At 59.6% G+C, this 26,776-nt stretch carries 23 protein-coding genes; 14 read left to right on the forward strand and 9 right to left on the reverse strand.

The window, feature by feature from the left end; translation table 11 throughout:
* Nucleotides 1–35 precede the first annotated feature (35 nt).
* Entirely contained in the window at nucleotides 36–1,445 is a 1,410-nt protein-coding gene (locus VK574_RS09110; protein ID WP_472799521.1) for an APC family permease, read from the forward strand.
* A 111-nt stretch (nucleotides 1,446–1,556) separates the two neighbouring features.
* Here the strand turns inward: VK574_RS09110 and hutI are convergent, their stop codons facing one another.
* The 3 genes from hutI to VK574_RS09125 all read right to left on the reverse strand — a co-directional run bounded on the left by hutI (nucleotide 1,557) and on the right by VK574_RS09125 (nucleotide 5,204).
* Nucleotides 1,557–2,798, reverse strand: a complete 1,242-nt coding sequence (gene hutI, locus VK574_RS09115) for an imidazolonepropionase (protein ID WP_472799522.1) — start codon at nucleotides 2,796–2,798, stop codon at nucleotides 1,557–1,559.
* Nucleotides 2,799–2,972: 174 nt separating this feature from the next.
* Nucleotides 2,973–4,640: a urocanate hydratase gene (gene hutU / locus VK574_RS09120; RefSeq protein ID WP_472799523.1), complete on the reverse strand. Its 1,668-nt coding sequence runs from the start codon at nucleotides 4,638–4,640 to the stop codon at nucleotides 2,973–2,975.
* 162 nt (nucleotides 4,641–4,802) lie between these two features.
* Entirely contained in the window at nucleotides 4,803–5,204 is a 402-nt protein-coding gene (locus tag VK574_RS09125) for an ester cyclase (protein ID WP_472799524.1), read from the reverse strand.
* A gap of 203 nt (nucleotides 5,205–5,407) precedes the next feature.
* Here VK574_RS09125 and ftcD point away from each other — a divergent pair, with 203 nt between their 5' ends.
* The 5 genes from ftcD (at nucleotide 5,408) to VK574_RS09150 (ending at nucleotide 12,040) form a co-directional block, all read left to right on the forward strand.
* Nucleotides 5,408–6,898 (forward strand): glutamate formimidoyltransferase, encoded by a 1,491-nt coding sequence (gene ftcD, locus VK574_RS09130; protein ID WP_472799525.1) that lies wholly within the window; start codon nucleotides 5,408–5,410, stop codon nucleotides 6,896–6,898.
* 263 nt (nucleotides 6,899–7,161) lie between these two features.
* Nucleotides 7,162–9,678 (forward strand): glycoside hydrolase family 31 protein, encoded by a 2,517-nt coding sequence (locus tag VK574_RS09135; protein ID WP_472799526.1) that lies wholly within the window; start codon nucleotides 7,162–7,164, stop codon nucleotides 9,676–9,678.
* A gap of 4 nt (nucleotides 9,679–9,682) precedes the next feature.
* Nucleotides 9,683–10,300, forward strand: coding sequence for a DUF1990 domain-containing protein (locus VK574_RS09140; protein WP_472799527.1), 618 nt, complete (start codon nucleotides 9,683–9,685; stop codon nucleotides 10,298–10,300).
* 155 nt (nucleotides 10,301–10,455) lie between these two features.
* Nucleotides 10,456–11,151: a phosphoribosylformylglycinamidine synthase subunit PurQ gene (gene purQ / locus VK574_RS09145; RefSeq protein WP_472799528.1), complete on the forward strand. Its 696-nt coding sequence runs from the start codon at nucleotides 10,456–10,458 to the stop codon at nucleotides 11,149–11,151.
* A 31-nt stretch (nucleotides 11,152–11,182) separates the two neighbouring features.
* The gene (locus VK574_RS09150) at nucleotides 11,183–12,040 is read left to right on the forward strand and encodes a tyrosine-protein phosphatase (RefSeq protein ID WP_472799529.1); all 858 of its coding nucleotides are present in this window, start codon (nucleotides 11,183–11,185) and stop codon (nucleotides 12,038–12,040) included.
* Nucleotides 12,041–12,067: 27 nt separating this feature from the next.
* On the opposite strand, the gene VK574_RS09155 is transcribed toward VK574_RS09150, so the two are convergent.
* Entirely contained in the window at nucleotides 12,068–12,805 is a 738-nt protein-coding gene (locus tag VK574_RS09155) for an SDR family NAD(P)-dependent oxidoreductase (RefSeq protein WP_472799530.1), read from the reverse strand.
* A 46-nt stretch (nucleotides 12,806–12,851) separates the two neighbouring features.
* Nucleotides 12,852–13,322, reverse strand: coding sequence for a carboxypeptidase-like regulatory domain-containing protein (locus VK574_RS09160; RefSeq protein WP_472799531.1), 471 nt, complete (start codon nucleotides 13,320–13,322; stop codon nucleotides 12,852–12,854).
* A 271-nt stretch (nucleotides 13,323–13,593) separates the two neighbouring features.
* Between VK574_RS09160 and ispG the strand changes: the two genes are divergently transcribed.
* Nucleotides 13,594–14,844 carry a flavodoxin-dependent (E)-4-hydroxy-3-methylbut-2-enyl-diphosphate synthase gene (gene ispG / locus VK574_RS09165; RefSeq protein ID WP_472799532.1) on the forward strand — a complete coding sequence of 417 codons (1,251 nt, stop codon included), beginning with the start codon at nucleotides 13,594–13,596 and terminating at the stop codon, nucleotides 14,842–14,844.
* Nucleotides 14,845–14,935: 91 nt separating this feature from the next.
* A complete protein-coding gene (locus VK574_RS09170) occupies nucleotides 14,936–15,442 on the forward strand; it encodes a hypothetical protein (protein WP_472799533.1) in 507 nt (168 codons plus the stop codon).
* Between the two features lie 9 nt (nucleotides 15,443–15,451).
* On the opposite strand, the gene VK574_RS09175 is transcribed toward VK574_RS09170, so the two are convergent.
* From VK574_RS09175 to queF, 3 genes are all read right to left on the reverse strand, one after another.
* On the reverse strand, nucleotides 15,452–16,666 hold the full coding sequence (locus VK574_RS09175; protein ID WP_472799534.1) for a glycosyltransferase family 2 protein: 1,215 nt from the start codon (nucleotides 16,664–16,666) through the stop codon (nucleotides 15,452–15,454).
* Nucleotides 16,667–16,697: 31 nt separating this feature from the next.
* Nucleotides 16,698–17,939 carry a spinster family MFS transporter gene (locus VK574_RS09180; RefSeq protein WP_472799535.1) on the reverse strand — a complete coding sequence of 414 codons (1,242 nt, stop codon included), beginning with the start codon at nucleotides 17,937–17,939 and terminating at the stop codon, nucleotides 16,698–16,700.
* A 642-nt stretch (nucleotides 17,940–18,581) separates the two neighbouring features.
* Nucleotides 18,582–18,980 (reverse strand): preQ(1) synthase, encoded by a 399-nt coding sequence (gene queF / locus VK574_RS09185; protein WP_472799536.1) that lies wholly within the window; start codon nucleotides 18,978–18,980, stop codon nucleotides 18,582–18,584.
* Between the two features lie 145 nt (nucleotides 18,981–19,125).
* Here queF and VK574_RS09190 point away from each other — a divergent pair, with 145 nt between their 5' ends.
* The 6 genes from VK574_RS09190 (at nucleotide 19,126) to VK574_RS09215 (ending at nucleotide 25,157) form a co-directional block, all read left to right on the forward strand.
* Complete coding sequence (locus VK574_RS09190) at nucleotides 19,126–20,343, forward strand: efflux RND transporter periplasmic adaptor subunit (RefSeq protein ID WP_472799537.1); 1,218 nt, start codon at nucleotides 19,126–19,128, stop codon at nucleotides 20,341–20,343.
* Nucleotides 20,340–21,299: a tetratricopeptide repeat protein gene (locus VK574_RS09195; protein ID WP_472799538.1), complete on the forward strand. Its 960-nt coding sequence runs from the start codon at nucleotides 20,340–20,342 to the stop codon at nucleotides 21,297–21,299. Before VK574_RS09190 ends, VK574_RS09195 begins: the two co-directional genes overlap by 4 nt.
* A complete protein-coding gene (locus VK574_RS09200; RefSeq protein WP_472799539.1) occupies nucleotides 21,299–22,663 on the forward strand; it encodes a TolC family protein in 1,365 nt (454 codons plus the stop codon). The genes VK574_RS09195 and VK574_RS09200 overlap by 1 nt, the downstream gene beginning before the upstream one ends.
* Nucleotides 22,664–22,728: 65 nt before the next feature.
* Complete coding sequence (gene hpnJ, locus VK574_RS09205) at nucleotides 22,729–24,201, forward strand: hopanoid biosynthesis associated radical SAM protein HpnJ (RefSeq protein WP_472799540.1); 1,473 nt, start codon at nucleotides 22,729–22,731, stop codon at nucleotides 24,199–24,201.
* 30 nt (nucleotides 24,202–24,231) lie between these two features.
* Nucleotides 24,232–24,753 (forward strand): EamA family transporter, encoded by a 522-nt coding sequence (locus tag VK574_RS09210; RefSeq protein WP_472799619.1) that lies wholly within the window; start codon nucleotides 24,232–24,234, stop codon nucleotides 24,751–24,753.
* Nucleotides 24,750–25,157, forward strand: a complete 408-nt coding sequence (locus tag VK574_RS09215; protein WP_472799541.1) for an EamA family transporter — start codon at nucleotides 24,750–24,752, stop codon at nucleotides 25,155–25,157. The genes VK574_RS09210 and VK574_RS09215 overlap by 4 nt, the downstream gene beginning before the upstream one ends.
* 100 nt (nucleotides 25,158–25,257) lie before the next feature.
* Here VK574_RS09215 and hpnE read toward each other — a convergent pair whose 3' ends face one another.
* On the reverse strand, nucleotides 25,258–26,679 hold the full coding sequence (gene hpnE, locus VK574_RS09220) for a hydroxysqualene dehydroxylase HpnE (protein ID WP_472799542.1): 1,422 nt from the start codon (nucleotides 26,677–26,679) through the stop codon (nucleotides 25,258–25,260).
* Nucleotides 26,680–26,776: the final 97 nt, after the last annotated feature.

The following is a 26,776-nucleotide window of genomic DNA, read 5'->3' on the forward strand; positions in this document are numbered from 1 at the left end:
CTTGGCACGCGCGGCTCTGCTATCTTCATTCGCACATGGCTTCGGCTACAGCACTGAAGAGAGGTATCCGGTTTCGCGACCTGGCTCTGTTCTATGTCGTTGTGGCGCTGAATGTGCGCTGGACTTCATCGGCGGCAGCGGCGGGGCCGAGCATCTTGGTCGTCTGGATTGCGGCGCTGAGTTGCTTCTTCATTCCGCTGGCCGCAAGCGTGATGGAGTTGTCATCGCGGCATCCGGAAGAGGGTGGCATCTACGTGTGGACGCGCACAGCGTTCGGCGACTTTACAGGCTTCATCGCGGCGTGGATGTACTGGATGAGCAATCTGCCCTTCTTCGCAGGAGTGCTTTACTTCGGAGCGGCGTCAGTGTTGATTGCGTTCGGGCCGCGCGCTGAGCATTTGAACAGCAGTCCACTGTACTTCATGGGATTCGGGGCGTTCTGGCTGGGCGTGATCATCGTATTGAACATTCGCGGCGTGGATGCGGGCAAGTGGCTGAATAACATTTGTTCCATCGGAAGCCTGGTGCCGCTCGCCCTGCTGATGATGATGGCGGCTGTGTCGTGGATGCGGTTTGGGCCGGCGACGTCGTTCACTGTGGCAAGCATGACCCCGCACTGGTCGCTGGATAACGCGGTTTTCTGGTCGGGGGTGTTCTTCGCGTTTGGCGGAGTGGAGGCGGCGAGCGCAATGGGCGACGAGATTCAGAACCCGCGCAAGACGATGCCGTGGGCAATCCTGGTGGGCGGCACGATTGTGACCCTGGGGTATATCGGCGGAACGATGGCGCTGCTGGTGGCGCTGCCGAGCGGTGCGGTGAGCGGGTTGCAGGGATTTGTGAGCGGCGTGGAGACGCTGAGCGCAAAGCTGGGACTGGGGTGGATGCTGGTGCCCATTGCACTGTTGGTTGGCGTAAACAGCGTGGGCTCGACGGCGGCGAATTTGTCGTCGACTTCGCGACTGCCCTTCGTGGCGGGGATCGATCATTATCTGCCACCGGTGTTCGGCTCGATTCATCGGCGGTACCGCACGCCCTGGGTGGCGATCGGTGTGTACGGATTTGCAAGCGTGGTGGTAGCGATTCTGGGCCAGGCCGGCACGACAGTGCGCGGCGCATACGGTGCGCTGGTAAGCATGGCCACGATTTCCTACTTCATTCCCTACCTGCTGCTGTTTGCGACGATGATCCGGTTGCAATGGGAGCCGGCGGGGCCGAATGTGCGGCGGGTGCCTGGGGGAAAGCCGGTGGCGATTGCGCTGGGTGTCGTGGGATTTGCGGCAACGGGGACGACGATTGTGCTGTCGCTGTTTCCGGGAGCAGATCAGCCGGACAAAGTGCTGGCGGTGGTGAAGGTGGTTGGAGCGACGCTCTTGCTGCTGGGGCTCGGCGTGGGGATTTTTGTGGCGGGGAGGCGACGGGCGCGTGCGCGGGCGGTAGCGGCGTGAACACGCAATGGAGCTATGCACAGCTTCGCAGCCTGAACCAATGCTAAAAGCAACTGCAGGTTCCTCCACTCCCCTTCACTTCGTTCAGGGTCGGTCGGAATGACACAGGTTTTAAACGGAAACTTCACGGCCGGCGATGAAGACTCTGGGCCGCATAGGGGCGGCGATGAAGTAGGCGAGTTCGCGGTAGTCGGCGAATTCGTGGATGACGAAGTCGGCTTGCTTCCCTGTTTCCAGCGAGCCAATCTGCCCGCCGAGGCCGAGCGAGTGCGCGGCGTTGATGGTGGCGGCGGTGAGGGCTTCGGCGGGCGAGAGGCGCATTTGCAGACAGGCCAGCGAAAGCATGAACGGCATGGACGGGACCGGTGAGGAACCGGGGTTGAAGTCCGTGGCGAGGACAATGGCGAGGCCGGCTTCGATCATCTTGCGCGCGGGCGGGTACTGCGTGCGGCTGAGGGCGAAGACGGAGCCCGGGAGAAGGACGGGCTGAGTGCCGGCGGCGCGGAGATGCTGGAGAGTTTCTTCGGTGACGGTTTCCAAATGGTCTGCGGTTGCGGCGCCGAGTTCCGCAGCAAGATCGGCACCAGTGCCTGATCGAAATTGTTCGGCGTGAATCCGGAGTTTGAGGCCGTGGCCGCGGGCGGCGGTAAGGACGGTGCGGGTTTCGTCGACGGTGAAGGCATGGTCGTCGCAGAAGGCGTCGCAGTATTGGGCCACGCCGAGCTTGGCGACTTCGGGGATAAGTTCTTCTGCGACGAAGCGGACGTAGTCGGCGCGGCGGTCTTTGTATTCGGGCGGGACGGTGTGGGCGGCTAGCAGCGTGGGTACGATGCGCATCGGTCCTTCTTTGTTAAGGCGGCGAATCACGCGGAGCATCTTGAGTTCGGTATCGCGATCGAGGCCGTAGCCGGACTTTGCTTCAAGCGTGGTGGTGCCGGAGCGGAGCATCCAGTCGCGATGGCGGCGGGCGGCGGTGAGGAGTTCGTCTTCAGTAGCGGCACGGGTGAGGGCTACGGTGCGCAGGATGCCTCCGCCGGCAGCGGCGATCTGTTGGTAGGTGGCTCCGGCGATACGCTGCTCGAATTCGGCGGCGCGGTTGCCGGCGAAGACAAGATGGGTGTGGGCGTCGACGATGCCGGGGGTCACGCAGCGGTGGTTGGCGTCTATGATCGTGGCGTTGTCGGGAATGCGCGGCTTGAGTCCGGAGTAGGGACCCGCTGCGGAAATCCGGCCATCCTCGATGAGGAGAGATGCGTCGTTGATGATGGCGAGATCATTGAGTTCTGCGCCGATGCGCGGGCGTGCGGCACCGAAGAGGGTTACTAGCTGGCCGATATTGACGATGGCGATCATAGCGGGGTTCGCGGTGTTAGCGAGTTAGCGGTTCGTGCTTCGTTGAGTATGGTGGCTTCCCACCCATTCCGCAAAAAAACGCGGAATGGATAGGGCACCCGACGATTGTGCCGCTCGATGATTTGATCCCAGGTCTCAGAAGCGAGACCTGGAGCACCCAGATCAATGGCACGGCTACTTATCGCTCATCGGGATGTGGATGCCCTTTTCTTTGGCGGTTTGCTGGGCTAGTTCGTAGCCAGCGTCGGCGTGGCGGGCCACGCCAATGCCGGGATCATTGTTGAGGACTCGTGCGATTTTGCGGGAGGCCATCTCTGTGCCGTCCGCTACGGTGACCTGCCCCGCGTGGAGCGAGTAGCCCATGCCCACTCCGCCGCCGTGGTGGAAGCTGATCCAGGTAGCGCCGGAAGCAGTGTTGAGCAACGCGTTGAGGATAGGCCAGTCGGCTACGGCGTCACTGCCGTCGAGCATCTTTTCGGTTTCGCGATAGGGGCTGGCGACGGAGCCTGTGTCGAGGTGGTCGCGACCGATGGCGATGGGCGCGGAGATTTTGCCTTTCTTCACTAGGTCATTCATCGCCTCGCCCATTTTGGCGCGGTCGCCGTAGCCGAGCCAGCAGATGCGCGCGGGAAGACCTTGAAATGCGAAACGGCCGCGGACGAGTCTCATCCAGCGGGTGAGGATTTCGTTGTCGGGAAAAAGCTCGAGGGCGAGTTCGTCAGTCACGTCGATGTCTTTTGGATCGCCGGAGAGCGCAACCCAGCGGAAAGGGCCCTGGCCGGTGCAGAAGAGCGGGCGGATGTATTCGGGGACGAAGCCGGGAATGAAGAAGGCCTCGGCACAGCCGGCGTCGAAGGCGAAGCGGCGGATGTTGTTGCCGTAGTCGAAGGTAACGGCGCCGGAGCGCTGGAGGGCGAGCATGGCGTCGACGTGGACGACCATGGATGCGGTTGAGCGCCGTACGTACTCTTCGGGATCGCGTTTGCGGAGCTCCGTTGCTTCACTCATGGACAATCCCTGCGGGACGTAGCCGTTGAGCGGATCGTGGGCAGAGGTCTGGTCGGTCACCACGTCGACCTGCACACCACGGCGCACAATTTCCGGCAGCACGTCGGCGCAGTTGCCCACTAGGCCAACGGAGAGAGCGCGGCCATCGCGGCGGGCCAGTTCGCAAAGCCTCAGCCCTTCATCCAGATTCTCAGTAAGCGTGTCGCAATAGCGTGTTTCGAGGCGCCGCAATATACGGCTGCGATCAACGTCGATAGCGAGGACGACTCCGTCGTTCAGGGTGACGGAAAGTGGCTGCGCGCCTCCCATGCCGCCCATGCCGCCCGTGACAACGAGCTTGCCTTTGAGAGAGCCGCCGAAGTGCCGCTCGGCGAGAGCGGCGAAGGTTTGGAAGGTGCCCTGGAGAATGCCCTGCGTGCCGATATAGATCCACGAGCCGGCGGTCATCTGGCCGTACATCATGAGGCCTCTGCGGTCGAGCTCGTTGAAGTGATCCCAGGTGGCCCATTTGCCGACGAGGTTGGAGTTGGCGATGATGACGCGCGGGGCCATCTCGTGAGTTGGGAAGACCGCGACGGGTTTGCCGGACTGGACGAGGAGCGTGTCCTCGGGGCCGAGTTGCTCGAGTTCGCGAACGATGGCGTGGAAGCATTCCCAGTTGCGCGCAGCCTTGCCGATGCCTCCGTAGACGACCAGGTCCTGTGGGCGCTCGGCGACTTCGGGGTCGAGATTGTTCATGAGGCAGCGGAGGGCAGCTTCCTGCTGCCAGCCTTTGCAGCGAAGCTGGGTGCCGTGGGGCGCGCGAATGATGGGGGATGTCGTCGTGGTGGTCATAGTGGACTCCGGTCAGATGGCCACTTTGAGGATACTACCGGCGGAGATGGAGATGTTTTCGCCTTCGAGACGCCTAACGGATCAGCGAATGCGCCATCCCTCCATCATCTGCGTGCTTCTGATTCTGACAGTCGCATCGTCGGTGTCAGCGTGCGTGGCTGGTTAAGCATGCGCGTCATTGAGTTGACGACTATAGTCCGCCGCGTCGAAGCAGCCTTGTGAGTCGAGGATGAGTTCGTCTGGGCTGAAGCGCCACGATTCGTAGCCGCTGAAGCGGACGGGGTTTCCGGTGCCGTCGGGGCCGGTGTTGGTACCGGTGAGGGTCCAGTAATACTCGGTGCGATCTCCGCGGTCGATGATGCGGTCCATGAGAATGCAGAGATCCGGGAAGGCGGTCATGAAGGATTGAGCAGCTTCGGTGATTGCGGCTCGACCGACCGAGGGAGAGCCGTTGTTGATGGTCAGCGAACCATCGGGGGAAAAGAAGGCGGCAACGCTGGTCGCGTTCTGACTGCACCAGGCGGCGGTGTAGCGGGTGGCGAAGTCGTGCAGGTTGGGTTGCATGAGGTCATATGGTAGCAATTGCTGGGAAAACGAGGGCAGGAAATCCTCGATTTGGGAGAATGAAACAGCAGATCCTTCGCGACGCTCACCCCATCTCGCACCAGTGCACGACGGGGCTCCAAGCACGCGTCGCTTCAGGATGACAGCGCTTACGTCGGGGAAGCGTAGAGGATCGGGCTGGCTTCTGATTTATCCTTCTCTTCGTGCCAAACACATTAGTGGAGTGCGTACCTAATTTCTCTGAGGGGCGCGACAAGGCGAAGGTTGACGCCATTGTCGAAGCCATGAAGGTTCCTGGCGTTTATCTGCTCGATCGCGAAATGGATGCGGATCACAACCGGTGCGTAATCACGCTTGTGGGTGAGCGCGAGGCGATCCAGGAGGCGGCGATTCGCGGGGTGGGCAAGGCTGCGGAGCTGATCGATCTCACGCAGCACCAGGGTGCGCATCCGCGGATGGGCGCGGCGGATGTGGTGCCGTTTATCCCTATCGATGGCGTGACGCTGGAAGACTGCGTGGCGATGGCGAAGCACGTGGGCGCGGAAATCGCGAACCGGTTTGCGATTCCGGTGTACCTGTACGAAGCGGCCGCGGTAACACCGGAGCGGCAGAATCTCGAGAACATTCGGCGAGGACAGTTTGAGGGGATTCGCGCGGAGATTGAAACGAATCCTGCGCGGAAGCCGGACTTCGGAGAGGCGAAGGTGCATCCCACGGCGGGCGCGACGGTGGTGGGTGCGCGGAAATTTCTGATCGCCTACAACGTGTTTCTGAATACGGCCGATGTGGATGTTGCGAAGAAGATTGCGAAGGCGATGCGGGCTTCGTCAGGCGGATTCCGGTTTGTGAAGGGCGCGGGGTTCCTGGTGCGGGGAATGGCGCAGGTCTCGATGAATCTGACGGATTTTGAGCAGACGCCGATTGCGCGCGTGTTTGAGATGGTGAAGCGCGAGGCAGCGCGGTACGGCGTAATGCCGGTATCCAGCGAAATTGTGGGACTGATTCCGAAGGCTGCGCTGGAACAGGCGGCGGAATGGTTTTTGCAGGTGGAGCATTTCGATTCTTCGTTGATTCTGGAAAACCGTCTGGCGGCGGTGATGGGCGGCAAAACGGCAGTGGGTGGATTGCGTGCGGGAGTTGAGCCCTTTATCGAGCAACTGGCTGCGCCGACGGCGACGCCAGGTGGCGGCAGCGCTGCGGCGGCAAGCGGGGCGATGGCGGCGGGATTGGCGCACATGGTGGCCTCGATGTCGCGGGGCAAGAAAGCTTACGTGCAATATGAGGCGCAATTGAGCGAGGCGATTGGGCGGCTGGCGACGCTGCGCGAAGAGTTGAAGGCCGCAATTGATGCCGATGCCGAGTCGTACAACGTGGTGATGAAGGCGTATCGCGCGGCGCGGGAGACGGATGACGGCGGCGTGGGTGTGAATGCAGCACTCAAGCAGGCGACGAGCGTGCCTCTTGGCGTGGCGGAACGTTCGGCGGAGGTTTCGCGGATTGCAGAAACGCTGAAGCCGATTACGAATCCTAACATGGCTTCGGATCTGACGACTGGGATTGCTCTGGCGGGCGCCGCGCTAACGGGAGCGCTGTCGAACGTCGAGATCAATGTAGGGTCGATGACGACGGGGATTACTGAGGATGACGCGTTTGTGAAGGAAACGCGGGAGCGGGTGGCGGAGTTGAAAGCGTAGGGGTTGGTTGGAGTCTGGTTAGCTGCGCTTTGCGCGATAGTAAGTCAGCGGGTTAGCGGGTGTTTGTGGCACCTGAATCGAAACTGATTCGAGGCGTGGCTTGGCAGAGACTAAAGCCCATCACATTTTGGCGATTTACGGCACGACTGAAGTCATGCCCTTTTACAAAACATGATCGCACCAGAAGTTTGTTCTTCGTTCTGCTGAGGTGAAGAGTGTATCGAGCAAGACGTTTCTTTTTTGTTGTTTTTGCAGTTCTGTTTTTGGCCGCAACATCGCAATTTACCAATACCGCGATAGCACAGACGAAGGCTGCGTTTGTGCGGCTGGATCGCGTCACGGGCTCGCGGGCGTTACCGAATGGGATCGAGATTCGCTCGGGCTCGGCGGTCATGCAGATCACAGCACTTCGCGACGACGTGGTGCGGGTGCGCGTGGGGTCGGCGGGGCAGTTGCCGGAGGACGCTTCGTGGGCGGTGCTTCCCTCTTCGCGTACGGCGAGCTTGAATGTGACTCCGGAGTCGAACGGATCGGCTGTCGGATTCAAGACGGCGAAGCTGCATGTCGCGGTGCACAAGGATCCGTTTGGACTGAGTGTGACGGACAATGCGAAGCATGTGATTGCGCAAGATCTGCCCGGAAGGCCGATTGAGTATCACGGCACATCGTTTCGCGTGTACATGAAGTCGCCTGCGGAGGAGCATTATTTCGGGCTCGGGGATAAGCCGGGGCCACTGGATCGGCGCAACGAGGCGTTTACCGATTGGAATACAGATGCGTTCGGTTGGCAGCAGTCGACCGATCCGATTTACAAGGCAATTCCATGGTTCATCACGTTCTACAATGGCGTGTGCGCGGGGATTTACCTCGACAACACATGGCGGGCGAGTTTTGACTTCAACAAGGAATATCGCGACGGATATTCGTTCGGGTCAGAGGGCGGGCCGCTGGATTTTTACATTCTCTACGGTCCGGAGCCGAAGTATGTGGTGGGGCGGTGGGCCTGGCTCGTGGGCACGGCGCCGATGCCGCCGATGTGGGCTCTGGGCTATCAGCAGTCGCGGTACAGCTACTATCCGGAGACCGAGGTGAGGCGGATCGGGGATCGGCTGCGAAGCGAGCGCATTCCGGCCGATGTGATCTGGCTTGATATCGATTACCAGTACAAAAACTGGCCGTTCACGGTGGACCCGGTGCGTTTTCCCACATTCGAGCAGATGGTCAAGGACCTGCGCGCCGAGCATCTACGGACGGTTGTGATTACGGATCTGCATATCGCCGATCAGCCGCTGGCAAAGTACAAACCGTTTGAGGAAGGGATTGCCGGGGATCATTTCGTCAAGAATCCCGACGGGACGATTTACGAAGGAACGGTGTGGCCGGGAAAGGCTGTGTTTCCGGATTTCACGCGGAAGGTTTCTCGCGACTGGTGGGGAACTCTGTACGCGGATTTTGTGAAGCAGGGCGTGGCCGGCTTCTGGAACGATATGAATGAACCGTCCATTTTTCTGGTTCCCTCGAAGACCATGCCGGATGACACACAGCATCGGATCGAGGAGCCTGGATTCGCCACGCGCGTGACGAATCATCTGGAAGTTCACAACGTTTACGGCATGGAGAATTCGCGCGGCACGTTCGAGGGCTTGCTGAAGCTGGATCCGAACGTGCGGCCGTTTGTGATGACGCGTGCGAGTTTTGCGGGCGGGCATCGCTATGCTGTGACATGGACCGGGGACAACTCGGCGACGTGGGATCATCTGCGGCAGACGACACCGCAGCTGCTGAATCTGGGGTTGAGCGGATTTGGAATGACGGGCGCGGATGTTGGCGGGTTTGCAGGATCTCCGCAGCCGGAGTTGCTGACACGTTGGCTGGAGGTAGCTGCGTTTCATCCCATCGATCGCGACCATTCGGCGGTGGGGACCCTTCCGCAGGAGCCGTGGGAAAACGGGACGGCGGAGGATGTGAGTCTGCGGCGTCGCTACATCGAGGAGCGGTACCGGCTGATGCCGTATCTCTACACCACGGCCGAGGAGATGAGCCGGACGGGGATGCCGATCATGCGGCCTCTCTTTCTGGAGTTTCCCCATGGCGAGGCGGACGGCGGGCCGCTGGACCTTAGTACCGGCAACGCCTTCATGGTGGGACCGAATCTGCTAGTGGCGCAAAGTCCGTATCCGGATGAGCTGGATGACTACCAGGTCGCGCTGCCGCCTTCGAGCTGGTACGACTACTGGACGGGTTCAAGAATCGATCCAACTTCAGGGCGCAAAGGCATTGATAATGCAGCGATTGTACAGCCTGAGGTTCACATCCACAGGACTGTGGAGACGCTGCCGGTATTCGTGCGGGCGGGATCGATTGTGCCGGAACAGCCGCTCGTGCAGAGCACGGATGAGAAGCCGGTGGGACCGCTGACGTTGCGGGTTTATCCGCCCACAACGCTGGGGGCCGACTGCGAGGGATCGCTCTATCTGGATGATGGAGTGAGCTACGATTTCAAGCAGGGCGAATACCTGCGGGAGCAGTTTGCGTGCCGGCTGAGCGCACAGGGATTGATTGTGACGGTGGCGCCACGCTCGGGGACGTTTCAGCCCTGGTGGAAGCTTTTGTCGATTGAGGTTTATGGCGTGACGAAGCCCTATTCGGGGGCAACGGTGACGGCGCTGGACCGTCCGGGAGCATCGCCGATCTCGACCAGCTTTGATGCTGAGCATCATCGGGTGACTGCGCTGGCGCCGGATAATCCTAAGGGGCTGCAGTTGCAACTGACATACTGAGCTTATGTTTAGACTGACGAAGCCGACGGGGAGAGAAGTCGAGCGTCTAGTCGTTGCCGCTTCGCAGCCCAGCGTGATGAACCTGGAGCACCTGGATGTGTCCGTGGGAGTCTGCGATGGCGGTCTGCGAAGAGGGTTTAAACGTGACCATCTCCGGACAAAGATTGGCGAAGGTAGACGGGCGTTTGAGGCTGGAATTCGGGCGTTCCATGCCTGGAAACAATTCGATCTTGGCTGGGTACGCGTTGCGAATCCACTGGCCAAGATCGAAGCCGGTCAGATGGTTGCCGTCGAGGTTCACAGTCTCGGACTATGGTCAGTAAATCTCAGCCAGATCGTCGCGAAGATTCAGACAGAAAGGCGATTCGGGTTTATATACAAAACCACACGGACGCATGTGGAAGAGGGGGAGGAACGGTTTGAAATAACACTTGATCCGGAATCTGACGCTTCCTGGTATGTGACGGAGGCCGTGTCGCACCCCCGGGATTGGCTCGCAGCGGTTGCGTATCCGATTACACGGGCGTTTCAGCACCGGTTCGCGCGCGATTCGCATCGGAAAATGCGCGATGCGGTGGGCGGAGAGGATGCGATTCGAGGGGGTGAAAGTCATCAGACCTAGGCGTTCGAAGGGGCAGAAAAGCAACTGCAGGTTCCTCCACTCCCTCCGGTCAGTCGGAATGACAAGCCTTATTGGTTTGCTAGTGGGTTTCGGTGCGGATTCTTTTTGAACAAAGCGATTACAACTGGATATTCGTAGACTGTTAACCTAGATGTATGAAATTCGGCGTTCTGGTCTTTCCCGGCTCCAATTGTGATCACGACACTTACAACGTGATTGCGGAGATTGCGCATCAGCCTGTGACGATGCTCTGGCATGACTCGGAGGATTTGCAAGGTGTGGATGCGGTGCTGGTCCCGGGCGGCTTCGCGTACGGGGATTATCTGCGCACAGGGGCGATTGCGCGCTTTTCGCCGGTGATGCAGTCGGTGCAGAAGTTTGCCGCCGGTGGCGGGCTGGTGCTGGGCATCTGCAACGGATTTCAGATTCTGACTGAATCGGGGCTGCTTCCCGGGGCGCTGATGCGCAATGCGGGGCTGAAATATATCTGCAAACAGGTGCATCTGCGCGTGGAGACGGCGAACAGCCCGTTTACCAATCAGCTCACCAAGGGCGAAGTGCTCGAGATTCCGATCGGCCACATGGAGGGCAATTACTTTTGCACTCCGGAAGATCTGGCACGATTGGAAGCGGAGGACCGAATTGCGTTTAGATATGCGACGCCAAGAGGCGAGATCACTGGGGAAGCGAATCCGAATGGATCTCTGAGCAATATTGCGGGAATCCTGAATGAGGGCAGGAACGTGCTGGGAATGATGCCGCATCCGGACCGTTCGAGCGAGAAGCTGCTGGGCTCGGCAGACGGCTGGAAGATCTTCGCATCGATGTTGGAAGTACTGGCAACACGTTGAGCCGTGCGAGGGAAGCAGAAAGCCGGGACGTATGATCGACATCCACACCCACTTGATTTACGGCGTCGACGACGGTTCGCCTGATCTGGAGACTTCTGTCGAAATGATCGGCACGGCGATCAGCGAGGGTGTGACGCACATCGTATGCAGTCCACATGCCAGCGAGCGCTATCCCTATCAGCTGGCGGTGAACGAGCAGCGGCTGACGGAGTTGCGAGAGCGAGTTGGGAATGCAATCAAGCTGAGCCTTGGCTGCGACTTTCACATGAACGCGGAAAACATTGCCGAGGCCCTTGAGAATCCTTTTCGCTACTCCATCAATGGCAAGGGCTACCTCCTGGTTGAATTTCCGGACATGTTGATTCCGCATCAGCTGACGACGGCATTGGGCCGGCTGCGGAACGCAGGCTACACGCTGATCATTACGCATCCCGAGAGAAACCCGGTGTTGCAGCATGACCCGGAGGTGCTGGCCGAGTGGATGCGCGACGGGTGCCTGATCCAGGTGACGTCGGCATCGTTGTACGGCCGATTCGGCCGCAATGCAAAGGCCTTTGCGGATGCACTGCTGGAACGCAACTGGATCCATTTTCTGGCCAGCGATGCGCATCATCCGGAGTGGCGGCCGACCCACCTGAAGAAGGGCTATAACTACGTGGCCGCGAAGATGGGCGAGGAGACGGCACGACGGCTCTATGTCACCAACCCGTGCGCGGCGGTGGACGGTGCGAAGTGGCCGGCGCAGCCGGAACCTATCGGGCTTTGGAAGGGCGTGCCACTGGATTTCGAACCGAAAGCGGAAGGCAAGGGCCGACAGCGGAACGGGAGTGGATCCCAATCAGCGAAGACAGATGGCAAAGGATTCTGGAAGCGATTATTTTCGCGGTGAAGAGTTCTTCGCGGACGCAAGACAAAGCTATAGCCCGAGGCCGCCATCGACGGCGAGTACCTGTCCTGTGATAAAGCTGCTGGTGGACGCAAAGAAGACCACGGCTTCGGCCACATCCTTTGCGTCGCCGTTACGCTGCATGGGAGTTTTGGCGGCAAAGCGCAGAGTGACCGGCTGCCCCTTGTCTTCGTCGAATTCGATCCACCCCGGGGCAACACAGTTGACGGCAACCTCAGGCGCAAACGATTTGGCCATGGCCTCGGTAAGCATATGGAGCGCGGCCTTCGATGCGCAGTAATGGGCGTGGCCGGGCCATGCGCGCAGGCCGCCAAGCGAGCCTATGTTGATGATGCGGCCATGAGAGGCGCGCAGATGCGGCAGGGCCTCGCGGGAAACGAGAAATGGGCCGCGCGCGTTGGTTTCAAAGACGGCGTCCCACTGCTCGAGGCTTATCCGATCGAGCAGGACAGATTCGTAGATCGCCGCGTTGTTCACCAGCACATCGAGATGGCTGTGAAAGTTGATGGAATTGGCGACGGCGGAGCGGACGGATGGTTCGGAACGCACGTCGCATTCGAGCGCGATGGCGCGCCTGCCCAGTTGCTCGATGAGTTGCAGAGTTTCTTCGGCTTCGGTTTTCGAAGTCCGGTAGGTAAGGGTGATGTCGGCTCCGGCGGACGCCAGTTCAAGCGCGATGGCGCGACCGATGCGCCGTGCGCCGCCTGTGACCAGCGCCGCTTTTCCGAGGAGGGTTTGGCTGGTCATGGCAGAGCTCGCACGCAGGATTTGTCGCCACTCGGGGCAGGGTTAACTACTGCGGTTTGGATTGAGGATTCGTGGATTGGGCGGCAGAGTCGTTGGGTTTTTCCGCTGGCGGAGGCGGCGTGGATTTTGGCGAGTCTCCGCTCTTATCGTCCTTCTGCGTGTCCTGATCGTGGTTTTTGTAGATGGAGTATTGCTCGCCGGGCCGCTTCAAGCGAATGCCAAACGTAAGGTCCGACTTGTCGATCATGTATTCCTGGCCATAGGTCTGGTAGCCCTTGGCAATGATCTGCAGGCGCATCTTTGAGCCGGTAGGAAGGACATCAATCACCGACTTTCCATCCTCGTTGGTCTTGAGTTCCATGTTGCCTTTTTCACCAACAAGCTGAAAAATGACCGCGGCGTTCTCGATGGGCTTGGAATCGGTGTCGCGAACCACTGAGACCTCGATGTGCGAGGTCGCGGGTGGGGGTTTGTACTTGCGGCCACGACGGGGCGGGTCCTGCGCTGAGAGGCTCATACAGGAGATTGCCACGAGGGCGACAGAGACCGTTAGGAGACGAAAAGAAGTGCGAGAGAACATGACAGCATTGTATCCGCTGTCGTGCATTCTAAGCGAGAGATGGACCGGGGCCGGGATATCGGGATGTGAGCGAGACTGGCGGGAAGATTCTGATTTGAAAATGTTTGCGGGCTGGGGTGCGGGAAGGGGTTCTCAGGGATGGTCCCCACCTGGGTTGAGCGAGTTTAGAAAGCCGGCAAGCAGGTAAACTGGAGAGGAAGAGGTCGCCATGCCAGAGATTCAGCGCAGGAAGACTCCCACAGTCAAGATCGGCCACGTCCGCGTAGGGTGGGAGGTCCCGGTTGTCGTGCAATCGATGACCAACACCGATACCGCTGACGCCGACGGCACCATTGAGCAGGTGGCTGCGCTGGCTATGGCCGGTTCGGAGATTGTGCGCGTTACGGTGAACAACGAGGAGGCTGCTGCGGCGGTTCCGGCGATTGTGGAGGGACTGGACAAGCGCGGGATCCGGGTGCCGATCGTGGGCGACTTTCACTACAACGGGCATTTGCTGCTGAAAAAGTTTCCAGCGACGGCGAGGGCGCTGGCGAAGTACAGGATCAATCCAGGCAACGCGTCGATCGGCAAGAAGGATAACGACAACTTCCAGGTGATGGTGGAGTGCGCAGTCGAGAACCAGAAGCCGGTGCGGATCGGGGTGAACTGGGGTTCGCTTGACCAGGCGCTGCTGACGCGGATGATGGACGAGAACAACAAGAAGACCGATCCCCTTCCCGCGCGCGACGTGATGATGGAAGCGATGGTGGTGAGCGCGCTGGAGTCGGCCAAGGCAGCCGAGCACTTCGGGCTGCGGCCTGACCAGATTATTTTGTCGGCGAAGGTATCCGGCGTTCGAGATTTGATCGATGTTTATACAAATCTCGCGGCGCGGTGCAATTATGCGCTGCACCTTGGGCTGACCGAGGCCGGTATGGGCGCGAAGGGCCTGATCGCTTCGACGGCGGGTCTGGCTCCGCTGTTGCTGGCGGGGATTGGCGACACCATTCGCGTAAGCCTTACGCCAAAGCCGAATGGCGATCGCACCGAAGAGGTGCAGGCGGCGCAGCAGATTCTGCAGTCGCTTTCGATTCGCAGCTTTATGCCGCAGGTGACGAGTTGCCCGGGATGCGGGCGCACGACGAGTACGTACTTCCAGGAATTGGCGGAGCAGATTCAGAACTACCTGCGCACGTCGATGCCAGAGTGGCGGAAGAAGTATCCCGGTGTGGAAGAGCTGAAGTTGGCCGTGATGGGGTGCGTGGTGAACGGGCCCGGCGAGTCGAAGCACGCGAATCTAGGCATCAGCCTGCCGGGAACGTTTGAAGAGCCGAAAGCGCCGGTTTATGTGGACGGGAAGCTGTATACGACGCTGCGCGGCGATACGATTGTGGCCGAGTTCAAGACGATTCTTGATAACTACGTGCAGAACCACTATGGACAAGGGGCGAAGAGCGAGGAACTGGTGGGGACGCGGTGAAGATAGTTCAGAGTTCTTAGTAGGTAGTTCTTAGTTGTCCTTGATTCTCATCTGAGGACACAGCGGGTACTTCCCCGGAATGTGAGTTGCGATGGGGCGCTTGGCGCTGTTCGTATTGTTGTGTCCGCTTGCGGCATTCGCCGCGCACCCAAAACCCTGCGTGAATCCCGACGACGCCGCGAAGCTAGTCAACAAGGATGTGTGCATCGATGCGCATGTCTATGACGTGGTGGAACTGCCGGATGGGATGCGGTTTCTGGATGTGTGCCCGCCGGATACTCCGGATGAGAATTGCCGGTTCACGATTGTGAGTCTGCGCGAGGATCGCGACGAGGTTGGCGAGCTGCGCAAGTTCCGCGATACCGATGTGCATATTCGCGGCATGGTGCAGCCAATGCATGGGCGCAACGGGATGATGCTTAGCCATGCGCGGCAATTTTATGGCGGTCCGCCGAAGTTCAAGCCGAATCCGAAGCTTCTGCGGGGATTCTCGGGCGATCAGGCGAAACCGCCGGTTGCCGATCCGAATCTAAGGCCGCATGGTGGGCATCGCGCGTTCATGAATTCGCGAGACCAGGAAACATTGCCCGGCAAGTAGACTTCAACGTTATCGGATACGCCACGGGATCATGGCTCGCTTGAGTTCTGCCAGGGGATAAAGCGTGCCGCGCCAGGCTACGCCACCGCGCTTGATGGTCAGAAACATCGAGCGCAGAAATGACCAGACCAAAATCAAGACAGTTGGCGCGTACAAGATCGCAAGGATCGGCGAAATGCCATTCAGTTTGCGGTTCGCGTGAAAACTCATTGCGACGCTGCCATAGAGCGTTAGACACGCGCCCACTCCCCATGGGCCTGCGGCGAGCGCCAACAACGGCACCACTGCCTGCGAGAAGAGGAATACGGAAGCTCCGACTGTTATCCCGATACTGTAGCGATTTCCGGCGAAGGCGTTTTTTTCAAGCAGGCTCACGATTCCGAATGGTCCCTGCATCCACGCGATCTTGACGAGCCCGGGCCCCAGCACCATCATCGATCGGCGGCCCAATTCCCTCTTCACAAGCCAGCCCAGAGAAACGTCTTCCACAATCTCCATCCGCAAGCGCTCCATCCCGCCGAAAGCTTCGAGAGTGTCCACACGCAGCAGGTTGAAACCGCCTACTCCGAAGAAGTCTTTTGCATCGGGATCCTGGACCTTCCACATGCGAGCGGCCCACTGACCAAGCACCTGGAGCGACCCTTGCACGCCTGCCGCCAGCACGCCTTCGTGCGTCAATGTCGGCACGACGACAAAATGATCGGAGCCTGTTTTCGTAGCAGCACGCAGCGCCAGTTCCAGCGCTTCAGGCGCAAAGGTGACGTCTCCATCGGTGAAGAGCAGCCACTGTGCGCGAGCCCGCGCTACGCCGAGAGCCAGAGCGTGCGGCTTTCCAAGCCAGCCCTGGGGCAAGACTCGATTGTGGATGACTTCGAGGGTGTTCGCGCCGTGGTGCGACCTTGATGCCACTGCATCCATGAGCTCGCCGGTACGATCCTCTGAACGGTCGTCTATGGCAATGATCTGTGCACGAATTCCTTCAGAGCTGAGGAGCGATTCGAGGGTCGCTTGAATCGAATCCTGCTCGTCGCGTGCCGGAACAACAACTGTTACATCGGGGCCTTCGCTTTCGGGCAATGCCGGCAGCAGGCTTTCCTCAATTGCAGTGAGGTCCAGGACGGAAGCCATTCCACGGAGCGCCATGACCGAACGATGCAGCCAACTCAAAGCCATCAGCCAGGCCAGAATGATCAATGCGGGCCCCAGCACCTCGGTGGGAGTCATGCTGTCAGTATTACGCACGACGGGAGGCAGGTTAGAGAGGGATGTCTTCCAGTTGCGGTGCGAATCGGGAGCCGACAAGCAGGAAGATGCAGGAGAGGACGAGAAAGATGAGAGTGGCGCCGAGGCCAGTGCGCAGAGTCGAGCGGTCGGCGATCTTGCCGATGATCTGCGGCGAGAACGTGTCTCCGAAGAAATGGATGCAAAAGAGATTGACGGAGACGGCGGTGGCGCGGACGGGAGCGGAAACGGAATTCACGATAGCGGTGTTGAGCGGGCCGGTGTTGAGGAAGAGGAAAAACTCTGCCGCGAAGAGCGCGGGAACGGTCCAGCGGGCCGGGCCGAAGAAGAGCAGGACGCCGAATGGAAGCGTCAGCGCGACGCTCCAGAAGCTGAGCAGGTAGAGAGCCCGATGATTAGTGCGAAGCCACCGCTGGGCGATCCACCCGCCAATGGCGGTGCCGATGATGCCATCGATTACCGTACTGGCGCCGGCAACCTGGCTGGCCTTGGCGACGGAGAGGCCGATGGGGTTGTGGAGAAATTCGGGCACCCAGTTGGAGATGCCGCCCATCGCAAACGTCAGCATAGCCAGGCCAAAAGTGGCGCAGAGGAATGCGGGATTGCGAAAAAGACCGGCAAAGGTGGCGCGGTCGGTTGTAGGTTTGATGTGATCCTGGGCGCCGCGTACCGGCTCGCGGCCAAAGAGTCCGTAGAGTACGGCGACGATGAGGCCAGGGATAGCGCAGATGAAGAAGGGCTGGCGCCAGCCCCACGCCGAGCCCATCTGGCCGCCCGCCATGTAGCCGAGAGCGGCGCCGACCGGAATCGCAGTGTAAAAGATGGAGAGGATGCGGTTGCGATCACGTTCGGGATAGAAGTCGGCGATAACGGCAGGGGCGAAGATGCCGAAGGAGGCTTCGCCGATACCGACAATGGCATGGCGGAAGTAGAGGGTCCAGTAGCTGTGGACCCAGGCGGTGCTGAGTGTGGCGAGGCTCCACAGCACGGCACCGGCAATGATGAGCGGCTTGCGGCGGTAACGGTCGCCCATCCAGCCGGTGAGCGGTGCGGCCAGCATGTAGACGATGAACATGGCCGTGGTGAGCGCGCCCATCTGTTCGCGCGTAGCCTGGAATTCATTTTGAACGAGGGAGAGTTCGCCGGGGAGGATGTAGCGGTCGATGTAATTGAGGAGGTTGAGTGCGATGAGGAGGATCAGCGTGGCGAGGGCGGGGCTGATGCGCGCGGGTGCGGATGAAGTCGCTGTCGCCAAGCTGGTTGGTCCTCGGTTTTGAGTATCCCATGGCGGATTGCGAGGGATATTCGCTGGCGACAACCTTCTCGCTGAATTCCAGAAATTTTAAGGAAGACTGGCGGACAACAATGATCTGTTCCGTTGGCCAACGGACCACTCCGCCATTGGCATTCCTTCTTTCAATGCCGCGGCATGCGAAGTTTTGCCGGTATCATCGTCTTCGCGAGGTAGCGGCCAACACTAGGTTTGCGGGGAGTGTAGGTGACTGAAGGCCAATGTCTCTCCGGAATCCAATCGCCATTTGCCGCCATGACGCCAACGCTCTGACCACAAATTTCACAGGGGTACACGCCCCAATCAGCCCTGTCCTGGCTGGTGCGGAGCAATCTCTCCGTTTCATCGCTGAGTTTTCCCTTACACGGCTTCGTCAATATCGGCATAGTCCTCGTCTCGTGGCCTGCAAATTGTGAACCTTAGGTGGATTTTGCTTAGTCGATGAGTGGCCCGCTCGTTGCAAGCCGAGTGAAAAGACTCTTCGTCAAAGCCTTAGACCAGTTTGGATGCAGCAAGAGGTTGCCGAGGTTCTGCTGATTGCGTGTGAACTTTCCCTCCGCTCTATCTGCCTGCAGCTTCGCCAACAATCTCGCCCGGTGATTCCCTTCACTTTTCGGGTCTTGGCCAGCGGGCTTCTACGGTTGTTCCAATGCCGCCGCGGGGGCGGAACTCGCCGCGAACGACAGCCCAGACCGGGTCGCAGGCTTTTACCACGTCTTCGAGTACCTGGTTGACGATGTTTTCCTGAAAGATGCCGAGGTTGCGGTAGCTGAAGAGATATTCCTTGAGCGATTTGAGTTCGAGGCAGCGGCCGCGGGGCATGTAGCGGATGGAAAGCGAGCCGAAATCGGGCAGGCCTGTCTTGGGGCAGACGGAAGTCAATTCGGGATCGTCGATGACGATTTCGTAGCCGGGAAACTGGTTCTGCCAGGTCTCGATCTCCGGGAACTTGAAGTCGAGCCCGGCCTTGGCGTGATCGTCGGTGTAGCGAGGCTGCTGAGACATATGTCCATTGTAAGGGGGATCAACATGAACACTCCGTCATGCAAGTTTCTACTTCGTATTCATGCAAATTTCTGCTTCTTAAGGGCTTTGCGATGAGTCTTATATACTGGCCTAGGTCGCCTGCATGGTAGCGGAAAGAAAGCAATTGGACCGCAAATGGCTTTGGTTTGGTGCGGTCCTCCTCTTGGTTCTGGTGTATTTTGGCGCGCGGTCTCTTACACGGGACCGGTTGCCTGTGCGCGCCGCCGAGGTTTCGCAGGAGCCGCTTGCGACGACTCACAGCACCAATGGCAGGGTTGAACCTGATCACAATATCGAAATTCATGCTCCCATTGCCGCCGTCGTGAAGGCGGTGTACGTCCAGGCAGGCGACACGGTTCCGGCGGGCAGACTGCTGATGCAACTGGACGACATTGACGCCCGGGCAAAGGTTGCCAGCGCAGACAGCGCGGTGAAGGCGGCCCAGGCATCGCTTGAAGCAGCTACGCAGAACGGCACTTTGGAACAGCGGCAGGGCGTGGCCGCGGAGATTGCGCGCGACAAACTGGACAGGAACCAGGCGCAGCACGATCTGGATGCACTGACCAAGTTGAGCACGACCGGGGCCGCAGCACCCAGCGAGGTGGCAGCGGCGCGACAGAGACTCGCGACAGCCGAAGGGAATCTGCACGCGGCGGAGCAAAGCGCGCAGAGCCGCTACTCCCCCGCCGAGGTCGCGCGCGCACAGGCTGCACTGCAGGATGCGGAGGCCGGTAGGCAGGCAGCGCAGCAGGTGCTGGCCCAGACTTCGGAACACGCTCCTTCAGCGGGCACGATCTACAGCCTCAATGTGAACGCGACGGAGTTTGCGGAGCAAGGCAAGTTGCTGCTGCAGATGGCGGACCTTCACCAGGAACGGGTTCGCGCTTATTTTGACGAACCCGAGATCGGTGTGTTGGCAGTGGGTCAGCCAATCCTGATCAAGTGGGACGCCAAGCCTGGAAGGGTGTGGCATGGGCACATCGAACGTACGCCCATCACCGTGACCACGTATGGAACGCGCAATGTTGGCGAAGTTCTGATTCACATCGACGACGCCGACAACCAGCTTCTACCGGATACCAACGTCACCGTGACGGTGACGACTTCGAGCGAGGCGAATGCGCTGAGTATTCCCAGAGAGGCGCTGCGCTCAGAGAATGGCAAGACCTATGTGTACAAAATCAATGGCGACGAGCTAAAAAAGACATTTGTTGTTACGGGCGCGATTAACCTTACCCAGGTTGCCATTGTTTCTGGACTAAAGGATGGTGACCTGGTTGCGATCGGAACCACGACAGGACAGCCCCTGCAAGAGGGCGTTTCGATCAAGAGAGTCCGGTGAAGAAGGTACTTCAGGTCGCCTTGGTGTGCGCTCTTGTGGCATGCGCATGGGCCGAGGTACCGAAGGAGGGGCTGGGACAGGCCGCCGCAGCTCTGCAGGCGGGCGAGGCGGACCGGGCACTTACAATTTTGAATGCTCTGCCCTCTTCAGCCGAGGTTCACAATCTGCGCTGCCGTGTCTACTTCACGCTGGAACACTGGGAGGACGCAGCGAACGAATGCGACCAGGCGGTGAGGCTGGATGGCCAGAGCGCAAAGGAGCATTTGTGGCTGGGTAGGGCGCTTGGGGAGAAGGCGGACAACTCTTCGTTTCTCTCGGCGTACAACCTGGCGAAACGGGCGCGCTCGGAGTTTGAGCAGGCGGTGAATCTGGATTCGCGCGACGGTGAAGCGCTGAGCGACCTCGGCGAGTTCTACTCTTCCGCGCCGGGAGTGGTGGGCGGAGGCACCGACAAGGCGCAGGCTCTGCTGCCCGCGCTGGAAAGAGTGGACAAGGCTCGCGCGCACATTCTGCTGGGGCGCATCGCCGAGAGCCGCAAAGATTACGACACGGCGGAGCGGGAGTTCAAGCAAGCGGCTGCAACCAGTGAGCATCCGGCATTTGCGTGGATGACGCTGGCGAGTTTCTATCGCAAGCACGAACACTGGGACGAGATGGAAGAGACGGTCGAAGTCGGATACCGGGCAGCGCAGCGCGACCGCCGTGCCGGGGTGGCACTCTATAACGGCGCCTCGGTTCTGGCACGAGGCAAGCGGAACCTGGCATTCGCGGCAAAGATGCTGGAAGAATATCTCGCCAATTATCCAAGAACAGAGGAAGCACCGGCGTTTGTTGCCTACACCCGCCTTGCAAAGCTAAGAGCACAGTTGGGCGATAAGAACGGCGCCTGGCAGGCGCGAACAGCCGCACTGAATCTTGCACACGATTACAAGCCGGCACTGGGGCTGACATTTTGATGGATTCGCGACCACGAACGAACAGCGGGAGACCAAGGACGGCAACGGTCATTGCCGGACTGGCAGCTGGACTTGCCTACGGGCTGGTTGGGTTGCCCGCTGCGGCACATGCCCAGGTGTCGCTTGCGACAGTGGTGGACCTGGCGCAGCGCAACAGTACAGGCGTGCGCGCGGCACAGGCCGATGTGAACAAGGCGAATGCCGTACTGTCTGAGACGAAGGATGCCGTGATTCCATCCCTCGAAGTCAGCACTGGTCTGCCTGTTTTTCCTGAGATAGGCTTCACGGGCTCGCCGCCGTCCATCTGGAGTGCAACCGTGCAGGCGCTGGTCTACAGCATTCCGCAGAAGCGCTATATCGATGCAGCAGGACTCGGGGTGCGTGCCGCGAGTGCCCGGCTGAAGGATGCGCGGGAGCAAGTCGCGCTGGACGCGTCGACTGCCTATATCGAACTCGACGCGGTAAACCAGGAACTCGAAGACGCGCGCAAGCAGGAACAGTTTGCCGGACGACTCGAGGACATTGAGCAGCAGCGCGCCGAGGCCGGCGTGGATCCGCTGAGCGAATTGTTGCAGACGAAGCTGACGGCCGCCGAGATCAAATTGAAACGGCTGCACCTCGAGGCGCGGGCGGCAGTGCTGAACAAGCAGCTGACAATTTTGACGGGACTTCCAGAGGGATCCATTCGGATCGACCACGCAAGTATTCCGGAGATTCCTCAGGTGCGTGGCGAGAAACCGACGCGAGGCCTTTTCGGCGTACATGCAGCGGAATTGATTGCGGAATCGAAGATCACCCAGGCAAAGGGGGACGCGGAAAGCAGTTATTTACCGGAGTTGCGCTTTTTTATGCAGTACAACCGCAACACCAACCTTCTGAACGATGTCAGCAGTTTCTTTGCGAAGCCACTTCCGCCAAACAACCTGGCTTCTGGAATTTCGATACAGGTTCCGATTTTTGACATGGGGCGGCGCGCGCGGGCCAAGGAGTCTGCCGCGGATGCGCTTCGTGCCAAGGTAGAAGCGGAGCAGGCAGAGAAGCAGAACGACCTTGAAATTGCAGATCTTAGCGGGAGTATTTTGGAGTTGGATACCCAGGCGGAGATCGCGAGTCTAAAACAGCAGATCGCGGACGAGCAGTTGAAGACAGTGATGGCGCAGTTGCAGTTGGGCAACGGAACCGGAAGTGGACCGGGTTCTCAACCCCAAACCAGCCCCAAGGCCGAGCAGTTGGCGCTGATCGATGCGCGCCAAAAGACTGAAGATGCACTGGATGCGGGTTTCGAGCTGGCAAAGGCACGTTTGAGCCTGCTGCGGGCACTGGGCCACATGACGGACTGGCTCAACGAATTGAAGGCCAAGTAACCACCGGGATACACACCCTGAAGCCGTATAAAACCTCGCTAACTGATAGAATTGGAGGGATGCCTATGCCTCTGAAAACACTCTTCCTGAACCCACCTTCGTTTGAGAATTTCGACGGAGGCGCAAGCTCGCGCTGGCCCGCAACGCGCGAAATCGAGTCGTACTGGTACCCCGTGTGGCTCACCTACCCGGCAGGTCTGCTGGAAGGATCGCGCGTGCTGGATGCGCCGCCGCACCACGTATCGGCGGACGAGACGATCAAGATTTGCAAGGACTATGAATTCCTTGTCCTGTTCACCTCGACGGTGGGATGGGAGGGCGATCAGCGGTTGGCTGAAGCCATCAAGAAGGCGAATCCATCGATTCGGATTGCGTTCGTCGGACCACCGGTGACGACTGATCCGGACCGTGCGTTGAACGAGTGCGCCGTGCTGGATTTTATCTGCCGCCGCGAATTCGATTTCTCTGTAGTGGAGTTTGCCCAAGGCAAGCCGCTGAACGAGATACTTGGAATCAGTTACAAGCAGGGCGACAAGATCCTCCACAATCCGGATCGTCCGCAGGTGGAAGACCTGGACGCGATGCCGTGGGCGACCAAGATCTACAAGCGGGACATGGACGTGACCAAGTACAACGTGCCGTTCCTGCTGCACCCATATATCGCACTGTATTCGACGCGCGGATGCCCGGCGCAGTGCACCTTCTGCCTGTGGCCGCAGACGCTGAGCGGACATGCGTGGCGCAAGCGGTCTACCGAAGACGTTGCGGCGGAATTGAAGTGGGCGCATGAGAACTTCCCGCACGTGAAGGAGTTCTTCTTTGACGATGACACGTTCAACATTCAGAAGGGCCGGACGATTGAGCTTTGCGAAAAGCTCAGGCCTCTCGGGATCACGTGGAGCTGTACCTCAAGAGTTACAACAGACCGCGACACGCTGAAGGCGATGAAGGATGCGGGATGTCGTTTGCTGATCGTGGGATTTGAATCGGGCGATCCGCAGATCCTGAAGAACATCAAGAAGGGCGCGACGGTTGAACGTGCGCGGGCCTTTGCGAAAGATTGCAACGATCTCGGCCTCGTGGTTCACGGCGACTTCATTCTGGGGCTGCCGGGCGAGACGAAGGAGTCGATCCGCAACACGATCAACTTTGCCAAGACGCTTGATTGCGAAACGATCCAGGTTTCAATTGCGCACGCCTACCCAGGAACGGAATTCTACGACTACGCCAAGGCCAACGGCTTCATCACCAACGAGAAGATGGAAGACGGCGGCGGACACCAGATGGCGCATATCGAATATCCCGGCCTGCCTGTAGACTACGTGATGGAGATGGTGCATCGCTTCTACGACGAGTACTACTTCCGTCCGAAGGCGGCGTTCCGCGTGGTATGGAAGGCGATTGTGAATCGCGATGTGCCCCGACTGTACGTTGAAGCGAAGGCATTCATGAAGCTCCGTTCAGAGCGCAACAAGGCGGTCAAGCAGAAGCGCCGCCAGCCTGCTAAGCCCACTGCACCGGTGAACGCGGGCGCGTAACTGGCGCTTTAGCATTCAGCGGCACGATACATTGGAGGGCGGCGCGCTGCGTCTGCCCTCCTTTTCTTTTGCGGGAAAGGATGCCGCGGCAGACGCATGACTCATCACCGGCTCACTTTCAATCAGTATCTGATCCTGGCGTTTGTGTCGGTGAGCGTGCCGCTGGGCGACGCTGCTCTTTCGCGCGGCATGAAGAGCCTTCCGCCGATTTCAGCCGGACATCCTCTGTCGCTGATTGGTGCGGTGTTTACCCCGTGGATTGCGCTGGGCATTGCGCTGCTGATCGGATATTTTGCCAGCTACCTCACCGCGCTGTCGTGGGCAGACCTGACTTTCGTGATGCCGGCGACCGCGCTCGGCAATGTGTTTCTGGCGCTGCTGGCGCACTTCTGGCTGCGCGAACAGATTTCGTTGATGCGCTGGATGGGGATCGTATTAATCACAGTAGGTGTAGCGTTCGTTGCGCGCGGACCAGTGAATACGACTCCGCCGATAAGTGCCTTGGCGGCCCCGACGCCGGAAGAACTCGACGCAAAAGGGGCGGGACGATGACGCTGGCGGGAGTGCTGCTGGAGGCCTCGTTCTGGAAGGCCGCGGGGATGATCGCGACGATTGTGATTACGTCGTCGACGGGCGAGGTGCTGACAGCGGCCGCGATGAAGTCGATGGGCGACCTCGATGATATTCGCGCGAAGAGCGGACTGGGCGGCGCGATCAAGGCGGTTGTGACTTCCCCGCTGTTTGTGAGTGGGATCTTTTTTATGGCGGTGGCGTTCTTCTCGCTGCTGTTCGCTTTGAACCATATGAACCTGAGCCTGGTGGGTCCCGCGGCGGCTTCGCTGACGCTGGTGTTGAACACCGTGGCGGCGCAGTTGTTTCTGCATGAGAAGGTCGATCGGCGGCGATGGACGGCGGCGGTGCTGGTGTGCGTTGGAGTCTATTTTCTCGCACATTGAAAGACACTTTCCAGTCGTCAGTTGTCAGTTTTCAGGATCAAACGCCTCGGTGTCCGGTGAAAACCCTCCCATCATTGGGTGGCCACTTCCAGATGTCTGATCAACGAGCGATGAGCCGCATCAGGCCTTGGGGCTTGAGGTCGGGGACGAGGAAACGGCAGTCTTCGATTTTGCTCGCGTAGAGGGCGTCGGCGGCTAGATGGCCGGAGCGGGCGGCGCTTTCCATCGTTGAGGGCCAACCGGTGGCGATCCAGTCGCCGGCGAGGAAGCAGTTGGGCCAGGGGGACGCTGAGGGTGGTCTGAGGCTGTCGATTCCCGGCGGGACGCCGAAGGTAGCGCGGACTTCTTTGATGAGAGCGGCCTTTTCGAGCTTCGCTTCCTTAATGGTCGGGAAGAACTCGGCGAGTTCGTTGAGAGCCTGATCGATGGCTTGCTGGCGTTCGAGTTCGGCGAATTTTCGCGACGCGGACTGGACGAGTTCGAGGTAGCTGCCTTTCGTATTACGCCACGGCTGCAGGACGCTCTTGTTATACATCCAGTGGACTTCGCGATCGAGCAGGACGGCGTGAGGGAGATCGGTGATCTGGCGATCGAACCAGAGGTGCACGCTGCAGATAGGCCAGTGCTCAAATCGGTCGACCTGGCGCGCGAGTTCTTCCCCGTGCAGCGCGGGCGGCATGTGCGGCAGCAGCTTCTGCATGGCTTCGAAGGGCAACGCGATGAGGAGAAATTCAGAGATGAGCGGCCCGGTGCGCGTGTTAATTGTCCACTGAGAGACTTCTTCGTCCCATTCGGCGGATTCGACGTTGGTGTTGAGGTGCACGGTCGAGCCGTGTTCTTCCAAGAATGATTTTGCTGCACCGTAGAGTTCGCTCAGCGGAACGGAACTCATGCCCATGGCGCCGGCTTCGGCGGAGTTCATGAAGAGTTCGCGGATGACTTTGGCGGCATAGGGGACAGCGATGGCGTCGAGGTCGGCATTGAGGGCGCTGGCGATGACCAGGCGCCAGAAGCGCTCGATGGTGCCGGGGGTTTGTCTGTGGCGAAGGAGCCAGGCGGAGAGCGATTCGGTCGAGTCGAGTGGGATGGGGCGCATCATGGCGCGAAATGCGCGGGCGAGGGCAAACTTGTCGGCACGGGTGAACGCGTGGGCGCTGAGTAATTTGGGCAGCCCGTGAAGCGGAGCGGGAAGTGAGGATGGACCGAGCTTCGAGCGCCAGCCGCCGGGCTCGATCATGGTCATCTCGCGGGTCCAGTGGATTTTCTTTTCGACGCCGATGCGGCGATAGAAGCCGATGAGGTTGGTGCAGCAGCCGAATAGGACGTGCTGGCAGTTGTCGATGACTTCGTTGACGCCTGAATGCAGATAGGAGGAGGCACGGCCGCCGAGATAGCCGCGACGTTCGACGAGTTGCACGCGATAGCCCGCTTCGGCGAGGGCGCAGGCTGCGCTCATGCCGGCTACTCCGCCGCCGATGACACTGACGGTGCGAAGTGTCTTTTTTTGTAGAGCTTCCTGCAAACTTTACCTCAGGGCTAAAGACCGAATCTTATTGACTCTGTTTCGGCACGACTAAAATCGTGTCCTGACGCTTCTTGCCGTCCTGAAATCTATTAGA

It is taken from the genome of Occallatibacter sp., from assembly GCF_035317045.1.
GTDB lineage: Bacteria > Acidobacteriota > Terriglobia > Terriglobales > Acidobacteriaceae > Telmatobacter.